The organism is Pseudomonas sp. xss_2, assembly GCF_043104195.1.
Taxonomy (GTDB): Bacteria; Pseudomonadota; Gammaproteobacteria; order Pseudomonadales; family Pseudomonadaceae; genus Aquipseudomonas; species Aquipseudomonas urmiensis.
The window spans coordinates 72451-89066 of the sequence record NZ_JBICKL010000066.1 but is presented as its reverse complement, the minus strand read 5'-3'; the positions used below and the strand labels follow the sequence as shown (position 1 = coordinate 89066).

Here is a 16616-nt window from a genome sequence, read left to right as displayed (position 1 = left end):
GGCCAGGCAAAAACATCAACCTCGCGATTGAATAAATCCAACTATAAAGAAGGATCTGCCTAATGCGTGCCCTCGCCGCTTTCAGCCGCTTCGTCGGCAACACCTTCGCCATCTGGGTGCTGCTGTTCGCCTGCCTGGCCTTCCTTCAGCCGCAATGGTTCATCGCCCTGAAAGTGGCCATCGTGCCGCTGCTCGGCCTGGTGATGTTCGGCATGGGCCTTACCCTCAAACTCGACGACTTCGCCGCCCTCGCCCGCCAACCCTGGCGCGTGGCACTGGGTGTAGTGGCGCACTTCGTGATCATGCCGGGCATGGCCTGGTTGTTGTGCCAGCTGTTTCACCTGCCGCCGGAGATCGCCGTCGGCGTGATCCTGGTCGGCTGCTGCCCGAGCGGCACGGCGTCCAACGTGATGGTCTGGTTGTCCAAGGGCGACCTGGCGCTGGCCGTGGCGATTGCCGCAGTGACCACGCTGTTGGCGCCACTGCTAACGCCTACGCTGATCTGGTTCCTGGCCTCGGCCTGGTTGCCGGTGTCCTTCATGGACATGTTCTGGTCGATCCTGCAGCTGGTGATGCTGCCGATCGTGCTCGGTGTCGTGGCGCAGAAACTGCTGGGCGAGCGGGTGCAACTGGCGGTGCAGGTGCTGCCGCTGGTGTCGGTGGTGAGTATCGTGATGATCGTCTGTGCGGTGGTCGCGGCGAGTCAGGCGAAGATCGCCGAGTCTGGCCTGCTGATCATGGCGGTGGTAGTGCTGCACAACAGCTTTGGTTATCTGCTGGGCTATCTGACCGGCAAGCTGTGCAAGCTGCCGCTGGCCCAGCGCAAGTCGCTGGCGCTGGAGGTGGGCATGCAGAACTCGGGGCTGGGCGCGGCGTTGGCAGCGGCGCATTTCTCGCCATTGGCGGCGGTGCCCAGTGCGCTGTTCAGCGTTTGGCACAATATCTCTGGGGCGTTGCTATCGACCTGGTTCCGGCGCATGCAAGAGCCTGTAACAGTAGAAGCCGAGGCTAGACCCGCCAACCCTTGATGACGTTAGTGGCCTCATCGCGGGCCCGCTCCACGAGCCCCGCGATGAGGACGCTATGGACATCCCCCACTCAATTGGGCAATATACTGCGCACTGTGAGGACGACCTCACGACGCACCGCGTGACCAATCAGGGGACGGCCCCATCATTCAAACGATGGAGACACACTCATGTCCTGGATCATTCTGTTTTTCGCCGGCCTGTTCGAAGTAGGCTGGGCGGTAGGCCTGAAATACACCGACGGCTTCACCCGGCCACTGCCAACCGTGCTCACGGTCGGCGCCATGGTGATCAGCCTTGGCTTGTTGGGCCTGGCCATGAAAGAACTGCCACTGGGTACCGCCTATGCCATCTGGACCGGAGTCGGTGCAGTCGGTACGGTAATTGCCGGGATCATCCTGTTCGGTGAATCCATGGCCCTGGTCCGCCTGCTTAGCGTTGCCCTGATCATCACCGGCCTGGTCGGCCTAAAGGTCAGCTCCAGCTGACCTCCCCTCCTACTATCTGTTAACGCAGATCGCCGCGCAGAGCACTGACCTGCTCGCGTAGCGCTTCCGGCTGCGCCGCCTCCACCGGGATGGCGGCGCCCGCCACCAGGGTCACCCGCGACCACAGTCGCTTGAACAAGCCCTTGCCCGGATCGCGACTGAAGAAGCTGCCCCACAAGCCCTGCAACGCCAGGGGGATCACCGGTACCGGGGTCTCCTGCAAAATCCGATTGACCCCACCTTTGAACACATCGATCTCGCCATCGGCGGTCAGCTTGCCCTCGGGGAAGATGCACACCACCTCGCCCGCCGCCAGGTACTGGGCGATCCGCGCGAAGGCTCGCTCGTACGTCGCTTCATCTTCACCACGCCCGGCAATCGGAATCGCCCCAGCGGTGCGGAAGACGAAGTTGAGCACCGGCAAGTTGTAGATCTTGTAGTACATGACGAAGCGCACCGGCCGCCGGATCGCGCCGCCGATCAGCAGCGCATCGACGAACGACACGTGGTTGCACACCAACAGCGCCGCGCCTTCATCGGGAATGCGCTGCAGATCACGGTGCTCGACGCGGTACATCGAGTGGCTGAGCAGCCAGATCAAGAAGCGCATGGTGAACTCAGGCACGATGCGGAAGATGTAGGTGTTGACCGCGATATTGAGCAGCGATACCACCAGGAACAGCTGCGGGATGGTCAGCTCGGCCAGGCTCAACAAGACGATGGTAAGGATCGCCGAGACCACCATGAACAGCGCATTGAGAATGTTGTTGGCAGCGATCACCCGCGCCCGCTCGCCCTCGGCAGTGCGCGCCTGGATCAGAGCATACAGCGGCACGATATAGAAGCCGCCGAACACCCCCAGGCCAACGATAGAGACCAGGATCCACCAGGCTTGGTGCATGCCTAGTAAGGCCAGCCAGTCGTGCGCGACGGCGCCGCTCGGCACGTCGCCCGAATGCCACCACCAGAGCAAGCCGAACAGGGTCAGGCCGAACGAGCCAAACGGTACCAGGCCGATTTCCACCTTGCGCCCGCTGAGCCGTTCACAGAGCAGCGAACCCACGGCGATGCCAACCGAGAACAGGGTCAGCACCAAGGTCACCACGGTTTCATCGCCGTGCAGCCAGTCTTTGGCATAGGCCGGAATCTGCGTCAGGTAGATCGCACCGACGAACCAGAACCAGGAGTTGCCGACGATCGAACGCGACACCGCCGGCGTCTGCCCCAGGCCCAGGCGCAAGGTGACCCAGGACTGCTTGAAGATGTTCCAGTCCAGTTTCATCTCTGGCGCCGCCGCTGCCGCGCGGGGGATCCAGCGGCTGGCCAGGTAGCCCAGCACCGCGGTGCCGACGATGCCGCCAGCCACCACCGTGGCGTAGTTGCTCGACGACATCATCACCCCGGCGCCGATGGTCCCGGCCAGGATCGCCAGGAAGGTGCCCATTTCCACCAGGCCATTGCCACCGACCAGCTCTTCTTCACGCAGGGCCTGCGGCAGGATCGAATACTTCACCGGGCCGAACAGCGCCGAATGGGTACCCATGGCGAACAGCGCCAGCAGCATCAGCACCAGGTGATTGCTGACAAAACCGACCGCGCCGATGGCCATGATGACGATCTCCGCCAGCTTGATCATGCGGATCAGCGCGTCCTTGGCGAACTTCTCGCCAAACTGCCCGGCCAGCGCCGAGAACAGGAAGAACGGCAAAATGAACAGCAACGCGCACAAGTTGACCAGGATCGAGCGATCACCTTCCAGGCTCAGCTTGTACAGGATCGCCAGGATCAGCGACTGCTTGAACAGGTTGTCATTGAAGGCGCCCAGCGACTGGGTGATGAAGAACGGCAGAAAGCGCCGCTTGCCGAGCAAGGTGAATTGCGAGGGGTGACTCATCAATCGTATCCCTGAATAGAGCCGCGGAGGGCTTATGCCTTATTAGAATGCGTGCATAGGGTTGAAAGCCACATCCAGCTTGTCAACTGCGATTTTTACCAGTGGCAGCGCAAAGGTGCATTAGCCAAGCTGTGGCAGACTGCGGGCAGTGACTGGAAACCCAGGGATGGATGGACGATTGGCACGGATCGGCGCCACAGGGACAAGGTTCCTGGCGTGGGCGATGAGTCTGTATCTGGCGCTGGCAAGTCCCTCGTGCTGCGAAGCCAGCACTTTACCCACCATGGCTAAATCAACCTTCATCGACAACCTGCTGGCACGCATGAGCGTGACAGAGAAGGTTGGCCAGTTGCGCATGAGCTTTGCCGGGGCTGACCTGCCGCCGCCAACTGCGCTACAGGCAGTGGCCGAAGGGCGCGTAGGGAGCATGTTCACCCACCCTGCGGCGACACAGGCACAGCTGCGCAGTTTCCAGGAGTACGCCGTGACGCACAGCCGTCTCGGCATTCCGCTGTTTTTCGCGGGCGACGTGGTCCACGGTCACCACACGATCTTCCCGATCGGCCTGGGCCTGGCCTCAAGCTGGGACCTTGACGCCATTAGCGTGAGTGCCCGGGTGGCCGCGCGCGAAGCCACTGACAATGGCCTGGACATGACCTTCGCGCCGATGGTGGATATCAGCCGCGATCCACGCTGGGGGCGAATTTCCGAGGGCTTTGGCGAAGACCCATACCTGACCTCGCGCATCGCCGCGACAATGGTCCGCGGCTTTCAAGGGCAGCCCGGCGCAGTCGACAGCCTGATGGCCTGCGTCAAGCATTTTGCCGCCTATGGCGCAGTTGAAGGAGGCCGTGACTACAACACCACCGACCTCAGTGCGCAGCGCTTGTATCAGGATTATCTACCGCCCTACCAAGCTGCTGTCGATGCCGGCGCTGGGGCGATGATGACGGCGCTGACCAGCCTCAATGGCGTGCCAGCGACGGCCAACCGCTGGCTGCTGCGAACCCTGCTGCGCCAGCACTGGAGTTTCACCGGGTTGGTCATCAGCGACCACGGCGCAGTCGAAGAACTGATCAGCCACGGGGTTGCCGGCGACGGCGCCCAGGCCGCGCAGCGCGCGCTCGATGCCGGTACCGAGATCAGCATGTCCGACCGTTACTACCTGCAAGCACTGCCGACGCTCACCGAACACAGCGCGCAAGCCCGCAGCCAATTGGATGAGGCGGTGAGCCGGGTGCTTTCAGTGAAATACGACATGGGGCTGTTCGAGGATCCGTTTCGCCGATTGCAAGGCGCGCAGCCTGCACCTGTCCAGTTCAGCCATCCGCTGTATCGCAGCGAGGCACGGGCTATTGCACGACGCTCGCTGGTACTGCTGAAGAACGACGACGCTACCCTGCCACTCAAACGCCAGGGCACCGTTGCACTGATCGGCCCGCTGGCTGACAATTCGCGAGATATCCTCGGCAGTTGGCCGGCCAACGGCCAGCCCAGCCAGGCAGTCAGTCTCTACCAGGGTCTGCGTACGGCACTGGGTGATCGTGCACAGCTGCTGTATGCCTTGGGGGCAAACATCCATGACAATCCACCCGCATTCGACCTTTTGGCCGACAACCAGGTAGTGCTCGACCCACGACCGCCATCGGCCCTGCTGGCAGAAGCGCTGGCAATTGCCAGGCAAGCTGACGTGGTGATCGCCGCACTCGGCGAGCCGCGGGGGATGTCGCATGAAGGCGCCAGCAAAACCACCCTCGACCTGCCCCAGCAGCAGCGTGAACTGCTGCGCGCCTTGAAAATGACCGGCAAGCCGTTGGTGTTGGTGTTGATGAACGGCCGCCCGCTGTCCATCGTCGAGGAAAGCCAGTGGGCCGATGCGGTGCTGGAAACCTGGTTCAGTGGCAGCGAGGGCGGCAACGCCATCGCCGATGTCCTGCTGGGCGACTACAACCCCTCCGGCAAGTTGCCGATCAGCTTTCCGCGCACGGTCGGTCAGTTGCCTGTGCATTACAACACCCTCAACACCGGTCGGCCGTTCATCAAGGAGCGACCGAGCAAATACAAGTCGCGCTACTTCGACCTGGACCCCACCCCGCTGTACCCGTTCGGCTATGGTTTGAGCTACACCACCTTCAGTTTGTCCATCCTACGCCTCTCCACGCACCAGCTGCCCCCAGGTCGGTCACTGCAAGCGAGTATCACCGTCAAGAACCAGGGCTCGCGCAGCGGCGAGACAGTGGTGCAACTGTATCTACGCGACCGGGTAGCCTCAGTCAGCCGGCCGATCAAGGAGCTCAAGGGTTTCAGGAAGGTATTGCTCGCCCCAGGTGAATCTCGCCTGATCACCTTCACTGTCGACCAGACCGCGCTGGGCTTCTACAACCAGGACCTGCAATGGATCACCGAGCCTGGCGAGTTCGACGTGATGATCGGCCTGGACTCGCAGCACCTCGAGCATGCCCGTTTCGAGTTACTGAAAGCCTCACGCTAGCATTGCCCTGCACCTGCGCCGTCAGGTTTGCAGTTGCCCGACAGCTTCGGGCTTGATATCCGTAGCGCGCAACGCTGGCAGCTAAATGGAGGCTGAGGCAAACTGCGCGCACTGGACGCCGGCCCCATCGCAAGTAGCGGGCGCTATTCAAGGATGACAGAAGGGATCGATGGGTAATCGCACGCACAACGCTCAATTGAAGGGCGTAATTGAACTAGCCACCCAGACTGGGCAAAGCGCCAGAAACAAACAAGATCTTCTGCATGCAGTGCAGGCGATCCGCGACTTCAAAGGCCCATTACGCTTCGACAATACCCTGCCCTGGTGCCTGACGCTGCTGCTTGCCGGCCTCACCCTGGTTGTCGTTGGCCTTTGCTACCAGTACCCCATGCAGGCAACCACGTGGGCCGCCAAGGTCACCCCGGACAAAGCCCACCTGCTGTTGCTGGCCGTGATAGCAGGGTTGCTGACCCTGACCGTGCTCAGCCTGCGCGCGATATTCAAGCGGGCCAACCTGCTGTCAGGTCTGTCCACTGACCTGGCCAGACGCTCTAGCCTGTTCAGCGCCGGACTGAGCCCTATCGACAGCCCACCTGGGTTGATCCTTGAGCAACTGGGCGAGCACTTCGAAGATTATCAACGCGGCAACCACAGCCGCGATATCACCCGTGCGCTACGGGGGCGCTATCAAGGCCCGCTGCACAGTTTCGAATACGCCTACTACCAGTTGCATTACGTGGTCAGACGCCTGGAGCAGGAAGAGGTGTCGGACGGCAAAGGCGGCACCCGCCAGCAAACCCGCGTGGTCTACGACCATCATGATCGCTTCAGCCTGGTGCTGGACTTCCCCTGGATCGAGGGCATTGCCGTGCGCTCGGGCGGGCCGAGCGCCATCGACTTCGAGCACAAGCACCAAACCTCTTCGACCGACTTCAACCGCGCCTTTACCCTGACCGGTGCCAGCGCCATGGCTTGCGCGCGCTTCGCCAAGCCGGTGACGGTTGTGCATCTGCTTGGCCTCAAGCCGAGGTTCAGCCAATTGAACCTTGAGTTCTCGCTGAACCAGGGCGGCTTGTGCATCAGCTTCGACAACAGCGACCTGCTTGGCTTCCAGCTGCCGTGCGACCTGCATTCGCCCAGCGAATTTCACGCGTTGATCGACGCTGGAGTGCCACTGCCCGCGCTTACCCAACTGCTCGAAGCGATCCACACGCTTGCCGAGCAGCATGACGACAACTTCAACCTGCCTCGCCAGGCAACCCCTCATATGGAGAACTGACAATGGATATCCCGGTCATCATCGGGCTGGTCATCGCCGTCATCGTGTCGTTGACGGTGATCGGCCTGTACAACTCGATCATCGGTGGGCACAACCGCGCGCAACGCGCCTGGGCCGATGTGCTGACCTATGAACGGCAGAAGACCAAGGTGCTCGATGCCCTGCAGGAGCAAGTCACCCAGTATCAAGGGTACGAGCAGAGCCTGCTTGGCGAGATCACCCGTCTGCGCAGCGCCATTGCCGAGTTGCCGGCTGCGGCCGATGGCAACTCGCTGGCCAAGACCGAACAGGCGACCCAGGCGCTGTTGAGCGGGCTGCGGGTCGCCTTCGAAGCCTACCCGGACCTCAAGGCGTCCGAGGTGCTGAACAATCTGATGCGCGAAATTACCGAACAGCAGGAAAACGTCGGCGCAGCCATCGTCATCTTCAATGGTGAGGTCGAACGCTTCAACAACACCATCCAGATGTTTCCAGGCTCGCTGGTCAATGGCGCGCTGAACAAGAAGTCCCCGATCACGCCGTTTACCGATGCCCAGGCCGCGCAGGGTTTCTCGTACCGGCCGAACCTGTAGGCAATGCAGCCGTCGCCGAGGGCGGCGTCGACTCAGACCTATACTGGGCTTCCTGCGATACTTCGACGACAAGGACGTGGTAATGCTCGCCGCACTCAAGCGCTATCCCCCTGCGGTCAACCTGCTCCTGCTGACCACCTTCGTCCTGACCTTGGCCCGCGCGATCACCCTGCCCTACCTGGTGGTCTACCTGGCGGACAACTTCCAGCTCGCAGTCAGTCAAATCGGCCTGCTGATCGGCGGCGCGTTGATGCTGGCGTCGCTGCTGAGTCTGTACGGCGGGCACCTGGTCGACACCCTGCGCAACCACACCTTGGTAATCAGCGCCACGCTGCTGTTCGCGCTGGCCTTCGGCGTGGCCATCGCCAGCCGCTCGGCGTTGCTGTTCTTTGTCTGCCTGGTGCTGATCAACCTGGCCCTGGCGGTGGTCGACATTGCCGCCAAAACGGGCTTCTGCGCGCTGCTGCCGGTCGAGGAGCGCGCCGAGGTGTTCGCCATCAAGTACACCTTGAGCAATATCGGCTACGCCATCGGCCCACTGCTAGGCGTGGCGCTGATCGAGCTGGACGATCAGCTGCCGTTTCTGGTCTCGGCAGCGATCGGCCTGGGCATGTGCCTTTGCTATGCGCGCCTGGGCGATCGGCAGTTGCGCGCGAGCAGTCCGGGACAAACAGGCGCCGGCTTTGGCCAGGTGGCCCTGCGCCTGGCGCGGGATCGACGGCTAGTCTGCTTTACCCTGGGCGGGGTGCTCGGCGCAGTGGTGTTCGGCCAGTTCACCGCGTACCTGTCGCAGTACCTGGTGGTCACCGCCAGCCCCGCCGAAGCGGCGCGGCTGGTGGGGTACCTGGTGACGACCAACGCCGTTACCGTGATTGCGCTTCAGTACCTGATCGGCCGGCGTATCAGCCGCCAACGCCTGATGCCCTGGCTGCTGGCCGGGATGGGGCTGTTCATCGCCGGGCTGCTGGGCTTCTCCCTGGCTGATTCGGCGCTGGCCTGGTGCCTGGCGATGCTGGTGTTCACCCTGGGCGAGATCATCGTCATTCCGGCCGAATACATGTTCATCGACCTGATTGCGCCGGAGCATCTGCGCGGGGTCTATTATGGCGCGCAGAACCTGTCCAACCTCGGCGCGGCGCTGGGGCCGGTGATCGTAGGCTTTGCCTTGGGGCAGTGGGTGCCGGTGGCGGCCTTCTACCTGCTGGTGTTGTCGGTGATACTGGCGGCAGTGTTTTATTACCTGGGCACACAAAAGCACTAGAAATCGGTTCAGCGGCCTGCGACGTCCTGCCACTGCGACCATGGTCGGCGCTGACGAAGCCCGAACGGCGTGCCAGACTGGTTGATCGGGACCGCGTTGGTTTTTTTGCTCCGGAGTCTTCATGTCGTTATCCAGCGGGCTGATCGCCGTGGTCGCCCTGGCCTACATGGCCATCATGTTCGCCATCGCCTTTTATGGCGATCGCCGCAGCACGCCGTTGCCGCCGCGCCTGCGTGCCTGGGTATACAGCCTGTCGCTGGCCGTTTATTGCACCAGCTGGACCTTCTTTGGCGCCGTCGGCCAGGCCGCCGAACAGCTGTGGGCGTTCTTGCCGATCTATCTGGGGCCGGTACTGTTGCTGATCTTCGCGCCGCAAGTGGTGCAGAAGATGGTGCTGATCAGCAAACAGCAGAACATCACCTCGATCGCCGACTTCATCGCCGCGCGCTATGGCAAATCGCAGAGCCTGGCAGTGGTGGTGGCGCTGATCTGCCTGGTTGGGGTACTGCCTTACATCGCCTTGCAACTCAAAGGCATCGTGCTCGGGGTCAACCTGCTGATTGGCGCCAACGCCGACGCCACCGGCACCCGCGTACAGGACACCGCCTTGGTGGTGTCGCTGGTGCTGGCGCTGTTCTCGATCGTGTTTGGTACGCGCAGCCTGGACGTCACCGAGCACCACCGCGGCATGGTCCTGGCGATTGCCTTCGAGGCGCTGGTCAAGCTGCTGGCGTTCCTGGCCGTGGGCGTGTTCGTGGTGTTCAACCTGTACGACGGCTTCGACGACCTGTTCACCCAGGCGCGCCAGTCGGCGCACCTGGAGAGCTACTGGCAGGAGACCATCAACTGGCCGTCGATGGTGGTCCAGACCGGCGTGGCGATGATGGCGATCATCTGCCTGCCACGCCAATTCCATGTGACCGTGGTGGAAAACATCGAAGCCCAGGACATGCGCATGGCGCGCTGGGTGTTCCCGATGTACCTGGTGCTGGCGGCGCTGTTCGTGGTGCCCATTGCCCTGGCGGGGCAGATGCTGCTGCCGGGCACGGTGATCTCCGACTCCTTCGTCATCAGCCTGCCGCTGGCTGAAGCCCATCCGAGCCTGGCGCTGCTGGCGTTCATCGGCGGCGCTTCGGCCGCCACCGGCATGGTCATCGTCGAGGCAGTGGCGCTGTCGACCATGGTCTCCAACGACATGCTGCTGCCCTGGCTGCTGCGGCGCAAGAATGCCGAACGGCCGTTCGAGGCGTTCCGCCACTGGATGCTCTCGGTACGCCGGGTGACTATCGTGGTCATCCTGCTGCTGGCCTATGTCAGCTACCGCCTGCTCGGCTCCACAGCAAGCCTGGCAACCATCGGCCAGATCGCCTTTGCCGCCGTCACCCAGTTGACTCCAGCAATGCTCGGCGCGCTGTACTGGAAGCAGGCCAACCGCCGCGGGGTGTTCGCAGGATTGGCCGCCGGTATCTTCCTGTGGTTCTACACCCTGGTGCTGCCGATTACCGCGCATAGCCTGGGTTGGTCGCTGGAACTGTTCCCAGGTTTGGCCTGGCTGCATGGCAACCCTCTGAACCTGCCGATTACCCCATTGACCCAAGGCGTGGTGCTATCGCTGGCGGGTAACTTCACCCTGTTCGCGTGGGTTTCGATCCTGTCGCGCACACGGGTGTCGGAACACTGGCAGGCCGGCCGCTTCATCGGCCAGCAGACCAGCGCCCGGCCCAACAGCCGCTCGCTGCTGGCGGTGCAGATCGATGACCTGCTCAAGCTCGCGGCGCGCTTCGTCGGCGAGGAGCGGGCGCGGCAGAGCTTCATCCGCTTCGCCTACCGCCAGGGCAAGGGTTTCAACCCTAACCAGAATGCCGACGGCGACTGGATCGAACACACCGAACGCCTGCTCGCCGGGGTGCTCGGCACCTCCTCGACCCGGGCAGTGGTCAAGGCGGCCATCGAAGGCCGCGACATGCAGCTCGAAGACGTGGTGCGCATCGCCGACGAGGCCAGCGAGGTGCTGCAGTTCAACCGCGCGCTGCTGCAAGGGGCGATCGAGAACATCAACCAGGGCATCAGCGTAGTCGACCAGAACTTGCACCTGGTGGCCTGGAACCGCCGCTACCTGGAGCTGTTCAACTACCCGGACGGCTTGATCAGCGTGGGCCGGCCGATTGCCGACATCATCCGCTACAACGCCGAGCGCGGCCTGTGCGGCCCGGGCGAGGCCCAGGTGCACGTGGCGCGGCGCCTGCACTGGATGCGCCAGGGCCGGGCGCACACCTCCGAGCGACTGTTCCCCAATGGCCGGGTCATCGAGCTGATCGGCAACCCGATGCCGGGCGGTGGCTTCGTCATGAGCTTCACCGACATCACCCCGTTCCGCGAGGCTGAGCAGGCGCTCAAAGAAGCCAACGAGGGGCTGGAGCAGCGGGTCGCCGAGCGTACCCATGAGCTGTCTCAGTTGAACCAGGCACTGACCGAGGCCAAGAGCCGCGCCGAGGCGGTCAGCCAATCCAAGACCCGCTTCCTGGCGGCGGTCAGCCATGACCTGATGCAACCGCTCAACGCCGCCCGGCTGTTCTCCGCGGCGTTGTCGCAGCAGGCCGAAGGGATGTCGGACGAGGCCCAGCAACTGGTCCAGCACATGGACAGCTCGCTGCGTTCGGCTGAAGAGCTGATCAGCGACCTGCTGGACATCTCGCGCCTGGAAAACGGCAAGATTACCCCGGACATCAAGCCCTTCGCCCTCAGCGACCTGTTCGACACGCTGGGCGCCGAGTTCAAGGTGCTGGCGGCGGAAAAAGGCCTGGAGTTCCGCCTGCGCGGCAGTCGCCTGCGGGTCAACAGCGACATCAAGCTGCTGCGCCGGGTGCTGCAGAACTTCCTCACCAACGCCCTGCGCTATGGCAAGAGCCCGATCCTGTTCGGCGTACGCCGCCAGGGCGAGCGCCTGTGGCTAGAGGTGTGGGATCGCGGGCCGGGCATTACCGACGACAAGCTGCAGGTGATCTTCCAGGAATTCAAGCGCCTGGATAGCCACCAGACCCGCGCCGAGAAAGGCCTGGGCCTGGGCCTGGCGATCGCCGATGGCCTGTGCCGCGTGCTGGGGCATACGCTTGAGGTGCGCTCATGGCCAGGCAAGGGCAGCGTGTTCCGCGTCAGCGTGCCAATCGCCAGCGCCGCCACAGCCGCGCCTAGTGCCCCTGCCGAGCAGCAGCCCGGGCAACCGCTGGCTGGCCTGCACGTGCTGTGCGTCGACAACGAGGCGAGCATCTTGATCGGCATGAACAGCCTGCTCAGCCGTTGGGGCTGCCAGGTCTGGACCGCTCGCAACCGCGAGGAATGTGAAGCGTTGCTGGCCCAAGGCATGCGCCCACACCTGGCCTTGGTCGACTATCACCTGGACGATGGCGACACCGGTACCGAGCTGATGGCCTGGCTACGGACCCGCCTGGGTGAGCCGGTGCCTGGGGTAGTGATCAGCGCCGATGGGCGCAACGAGACCATCGCCATGGTCCATGCCGCTGGCCTCGATTACCTGGCCAAGCCAGTCAAGCCCGCGGCATTACGCGCCTTGCTCAATCGGCATCTGAGCCTGGTTCAGTAAGCGCTTCGTCGCTCAAGGCGCGCTCGAGCAGCTCGGCCGGCAGGCTCTTGCTGGCGCGCGCGCCGAGCAGCTTGAGCTGCTCGCTACGACTGATCAGGTTGCCGCGCCCTTCACAGAGTTTGTTGCGCGCCGCCGCATAGGCTTTGTCGACTTGTTGCAAGCGCGCGCCAAGCTCGTCCAAATCCTGGATGAACAGCACGAACTTGTCGTATAGCCAGCCGGCGCGCTCGGCGATCTCGCGGGCGTTCTGGCCTTGGCGCTCTTGCTTCCACAAGCTGTCGATGACCCGCAGGGTCGCCAGCAGGGTGGTGGGGCTGACGATGACGATCTGCCGGTCGAAGGCTTCCTGGAACAAGTTGGGTTCGGCCTGCAGCGCGGCCGAGAAGGCCGCTTCGATGGGCACGAAGAGCAGCACGAAGTCCAGGCTGTGCAAGCCCTCCAGGCGGCTGTAGTCCTTGCTGGACAGGCCTTTTACGTGGCTGCGCAGCGATTGCACATGTTGCTTGAGCGCCGCTTCGTCATTGTTACTGACGAACTGTTGGTAGGCGGTGAGGCTGACCTTGGCGTCGACCACCACCTGCTTGTCGCCGGGCAGCATGATCAGCACATCGGGCTGATAACGCTCGCCGTCGGCGCTTTTCAGGCTGACCTGGGTCTGGTATTCGCGGCCCTTTTCCAAGCCGGCGTGCTCGAGCACTCGCTCCAGGATCAGCTCGCCCCAGTTGCCTTGGGTTTTCTGCCCCTTGAGGGCCTGGGTCAGGTTGGTCGCTTCATCCGACAGGCGCAGGTTGAGCTGCTGCAGACGCTCGAGTTCTTTGCTCAGGGAGAACCGCTCGCGGGCCTCTTGCTGGTAGCTTTCTTCCACGCGTTTTTCAAAGGCCTGGATGCGTTCTTTGAGCGGATCGAGCAACTGGCCCAGGTGTTGTTGGCTGGTCTGGGCGAAGCGCTGTTCGCGCTCATCGAAGATCTTGCTGGCCATCTCGGCGAACTGCGCACGCAGGGTGTCACGGGCTTGCTGCAAGTCTTCCAGACGCTGCTGGTGGCTTTCTTGTTGCTCGTGCAGCTCAGCCTCCAGACGCGCTGCCTGGGCCTCCAGCCGGCGTAATTCGGCTTCACGACTGGTGCGTTCGAGTTGCCAGGCATGGGCGGCGTCGCGGGCGTTGTCGCGGTCGATCTGGAGCAGTTCCAGCTCACGGCCGAGGGCAGCGAGGTTGGCTTGCTTGACGCCGTTGGCTTCGCTGAGGTCGCTGATTTCGTCGCGGCTGGCGTCGAGTTGGGCCTGCAGGCCTTCGTGGGCGAGCATGGCCGCGCTGAGGCGCTCTTCGAGCAGCGCCAGCGCGTTCTGCCGGGCTGACTGGCGACGCTGGCTCTGCAGGATCCAGGTCAGGCAGGGAACTGCCGCCGCCACGATGCCCAGCAGAATGCTGGCCAGATCTACTGCCATAGCTACCCCAATTAGTTCGATTTCGATGGATGGAGCTTAACAGTACGCAGGCTGTTCGGTCCTCGGCCCCGCGTTGCGGGCCATCGCAGACAAGCCAGCGCCTACAGTGACTGCGGAGCCTGTAGCAACTGACTGTGCTTACGATGGCCCACAGTCGTCAGGTAGATGACATCTGCTTGAGCAACCGCCCAGCCTCCTGCGAGCCCTGCCCTGCCGCCAGCTCCAGCCAATAGCGCGCCTGCTCCGGCTCGCTGCGCTGGCACAAGCGGCCATATTCAAGTTGCGCCCGGCGATCCCCCGCCCGCGCCGCTTGGCGCAGCAGTTCATGGCCAATACGCCGATCCCGGGCATTACCGCAGTCGCGGCAAAGCATCTGCCCCAGGCGACTCTGTGCCACCACCACACCCTGGCGCGCCGGCTGCTTGAGCAAGCGCCCAGCCAGGTGCTTGACGCTGTGCTTGTCACCCAGGCGCGGGCTGTCGAGCAGCCACAGGGCTACTTTCAGGGAAAAGCGCTTGGGAACAGGCTCGGACGATGCGGGGGGTTGAGCGAGGTTTTTACCGCGAAAATTCATGACTGACAGCGAAGGCAATTCGTGAGGCGCGCCACTCTACTCCATTTTTTGCGCGATGGCCTGGGCGTTTTTTGATGAAATTTCAAAAAATTTCGATGATCTTTTCTTGACGTTTTCCAACCGGCATTTATCACCGAGTCGATTCACGACGATTGTCGGACAGTTATGAATATTGCTGGCACGCCCGTCCTAGAGCAAGCGCTCGGGACAATCCACAGATCCTGTGGATAACTCGGTGGACAACCACTTCATGTTGCTTTCAAACCCCCATGAAATGGGGCCTACAGTCAAACTGTCGATTTTTTCACCAGCTAAAATTAGTGTTTTTTTTCATTGACTTAAGCTTTCAGTCAAGGCATTGGCGAGGCCATCGGCGGTTGTTGCAGTGCCGTTACAAGCTGCGCCTCAAATGTGTACAAGTGCACCGAAACCCCGCATTTGGATGCACGAAAATAGTCCATGCGACCAATTGCCCTGGTTGCTCCCCCACTTCACAAGAGGGCCAGGAACAGACATACTGGTCGGCTTCGCGGCTAAAAAGCAGCGATGCTTGCACTCCCTGGTTTTTTCCTGTAGGGTGCGTCTCGTTAGTACCCAGCTGAAAATCAATTCTGGCCAGTAAGGTCCCTGCAGCGTCCAGCTCCCCCAAGAGCAGCACCTGCTGAAACAGGACCGGCCCTTTCGATGATTCACTCGGCAGCCAACGCTGCTCAAGCACGAATCACCTCGCAGATTGATCGGGATCTTCACCCAGAGGCCTTGAACCTTCGCCTCGGTGTGCCTGCCCGACTTTTGACGTACCTACCAGTCAGCCCAGCGCCTACCTATTGAATGCGCCACCTCTGGCTGCCCTGTTCCAGTCAGGTTCAGCGCCTCCTTAATAAAGGCGTCACTGGAACGTTTCTAAGATGCATGGATCGTATTCCATGACTAATGCAGGAACCTCCACATAATGACAAATCATCATCAGTTTCAGCGTGCCGTTGGCACTCTCTCTCAGGCCTTCGCCCCACTGAAGTGCCTTATCGTTGCCCCACGCAAGGGCAGCTTCAGCTTCACCCTGGTCGACGAACACGGTATCGCTTGCCACAGCGAGCGCCTGTATCCCGAGCAGTACAACCGCGCAGAACCGCTGCAAGCGGTCATCGATCGGACCCGCCAATCGCTGACCGCGTGATTGGCGAATGCCAGCCCATTCATGGGTTGAATCGGCGCACTTCCCTGCTGCCTGTTGGTTCTTGGCCTAATTGCTGTATGGCATATGGCGAACAACCTCAGGCAGCAATCGATTTAAAAACAGGCCTTTACGCCGTGGTTATCACACTACACTTCAACTCGAGTGGTGTAAGCCGCTTCCGGCGGGCCTGATCCTTCACCAGCTGCCAAGCTCCAGCGCCCGTCGGCCCTTAATAGAACGAGGGCATCATGGGTATCGCTGCGAATGAATTGTGTCAGTATGTGATCCGTCCAACCCTGGTCTACCTGAACCGTCATTGCGCCAGCGCCGAGGCCTTGCTACTCGGTGTCGCCGCCAGCCAATCGGCACTCGGTTCAGCCTTGCACGACCGACGCGGACACGGTCTCTACCGAATCGGTGAGACACGTCACCAGGCCCTGTGGGACGACTACCTCGCTCGCGATCCGGACCTGGCCAGCCTGGTCCGCGGCCTTGCCAGCCAACACGCCTTCCTGGGCGGGCCGCACCTTGAGCTGACGGTCAACCTACGCTACTCCACCGCCATCGCCTGGATGCTCATCGAACAGCAATCCACCGCCCTCCCCGCCCCCGATGACCTGCTTGGGCTTGCCCGAATCTGGCGGCAAATCTTCCAGCCTCAGGGACGCCTGCGTGACTTCACTCACGCTTGGCACACCTGCATTGAACCAATCCTGTCGGAAGCCTCCTAAGCGTCATCCTACAAAAAACCGGAAAAAAGGGAATTTTGGTCGGATTGTCCTACAAAACCGCTCTATCTCCTGCATT

General features: G+C 62.2%; 12 protein-coding genes. 9 read left to right on the top strand and 3 right to left on the bottom strand.

The window, feature by feature from the left end; translation table 11 throughout:
* Positions 1 to 62 precede the first annotated feature (62 nt).
* Both ACF8K2_RS17015 and sugE read left to right on the top strand, forming a co-directional pair.
* Positions 63 to 1028, top strand: a complete 966-nt coding sequence (locus ACF8K2_RS17015) for a bile acid:sodium symporter family protein (RefSeq protein WP_392466231.1) — start codon at positions 63 to 65, stop codon at positions 1026 to 1028.
* Between the two features lie 170 nt (positions 1029 to 1198).
* Complete coding sequence (gene sugE / locus ACF8K2_RS17010; RefSeq protein ID WP_392466228.1) at positions 1199 to 1516, top strand: quaternary ammonium compound efflux SMR transporter SugE; 318 nt, start codon at positions 1199 to 1201, stop codon at positions 1514 to 1516.
* A gap of 19 nt (positions 1517 to 1535) precedes the next feature.
* Here the strand turns inward: sugE and ACF8K2_RS17005 are convergent, their stop codons facing one another.
* Positions 1536 to 3410 (bottom strand): MFS transporter, encoded by a 1875-nt coding sequence (locus ACF8K2_RS17005; RefSeq protein WP_392466227.1) that lies wholly within the window; start codon positions 3408 to 3410, stop codon positions 1536 to 1538.
* A gap of 223 nt (positions 3411 to 3633) precedes the next feature.
* Between ACF8K2_RS17005 and bglX the strand changes: the two genes are divergently transcribed.
* The 5 genes from bglX to ACF8K2_RS16980 all read left to right on the top strand — a co-directional run bounded on the left by bglX (position 3634) and on the right by ACF8K2_RS16980 (position 12614).
* A complete protein-coding gene (bglX, locus tag ACF8K2_RS17000) occupies positions 3634 to 5901 on the top strand; it encodes a beta-glucosidase BglX (protein ID WP_392466224.1) in 2268 nt (755 codons plus the stop codon).
* Between the two features lie 169 nt (positions 5902 to 6070).
* Positions 6071 to 7180 carry a hypothetical protein gene (locus tag ACF8K2_RS16995; protein WP_392466222.1) on the top strand — a complete coding sequence of 370 codons (1110 nt, stop codon included), beginning with the start codon at positions 6071 to 6073 and terminating at the stop codon, positions 7178 to 7180.
* A gap of 2 nt (positions 7181 to 7182) precedes the next feature.
* On the top strand, positions 7183 to 7752 hold the full coding sequence (locus ACF8K2_RS16990; RefSeq protein ID WP_392466219.1) for a LemA family protein: 570 nt from the start codon (positions 7183 to 7185) through the stop codon (positions 7750 to 7752).
* Between the two features lie 82 nt (positions 7753 to 7834).
* Positions 7835 to 9013 carry an MFS transporter gene (locus tag ACF8K2_RS16985; protein WP_392466217.1) on the top strand — a complete coding sequence of 393 codons (1179 nt, stop codon included), beginning with the start codon at positions 7835 to 7837 and terminating at the stop codon, positions 9011 to 9013.
* A gap of 121 nt (positions 9014 to 9134) precedes the next feature.
* Entirely contained in the window at positions 9135 to 12614 is a 3480-nt protein-coding gene (locus tag ACF8K2_RS16980) for a NahK/ErcS family hybrid sensor histidine kinase/response regulator (RefSeq protein WP_368972459.1), read from the top strand.
* On the opposite strand, the gene rmuC is transcribed toward ACF8K2_RS16980, so the two are convergent.
* Positions 12586 to 13944, bottom strand: coding sequence for a DNA recombination protein RmuC (rmuC, locus tag ACF8K2_RS16975; RefSeq protein WP_392466240.1), 1359 nt, complete (start codon positions 13942 to 13944; stop codon positions 12586 to 12588). The two genes, ACF8K2_RS16980 and rmuC, sit on opposite strands and share 29 nt — an antisense overlap.
* Before the next feature lie 271 nt (positions 13945 to 14215).
* A complete protein-coding gene (locus tag ACF8K2_RS16970; protein ID WP_392466214.1) occupies positions 14216 to 14632 on the bottom strand; it encodes a tetratricopeptide repeat protein in 417 nt (138 codons plus the stop codon).
* Between the two features lie 952 nt (positions 14633 to 15584).
* Here ACF8K2_RS16970 and ACF8K2_RS16965 point away from each other — a divergent pair.
* Positions 15585 to 15809, top strand: coding sequence for a hypothetical protein (locus ACF8K2_RS16965; RefSeq protein WP_186554678.1), 225 nt, complete (start codon positions 15585 to 15587; stop codon positions 15807 to 15809).
* 248 nt (positions 15810 to 16057) lie between these two features.
* Complete coding sequence (locus ACF8K2_RS16960) at positions 16058 to 16540, top strand: hypothetical protein (protein WP_186554677.1); 483 nt, start codon at positions 16058 to 16060, stop codon at positions 16538 to 16540.
* The last annotated feature ends 76 nt before the right edge of the window (positions 16541 to 16616 follow it).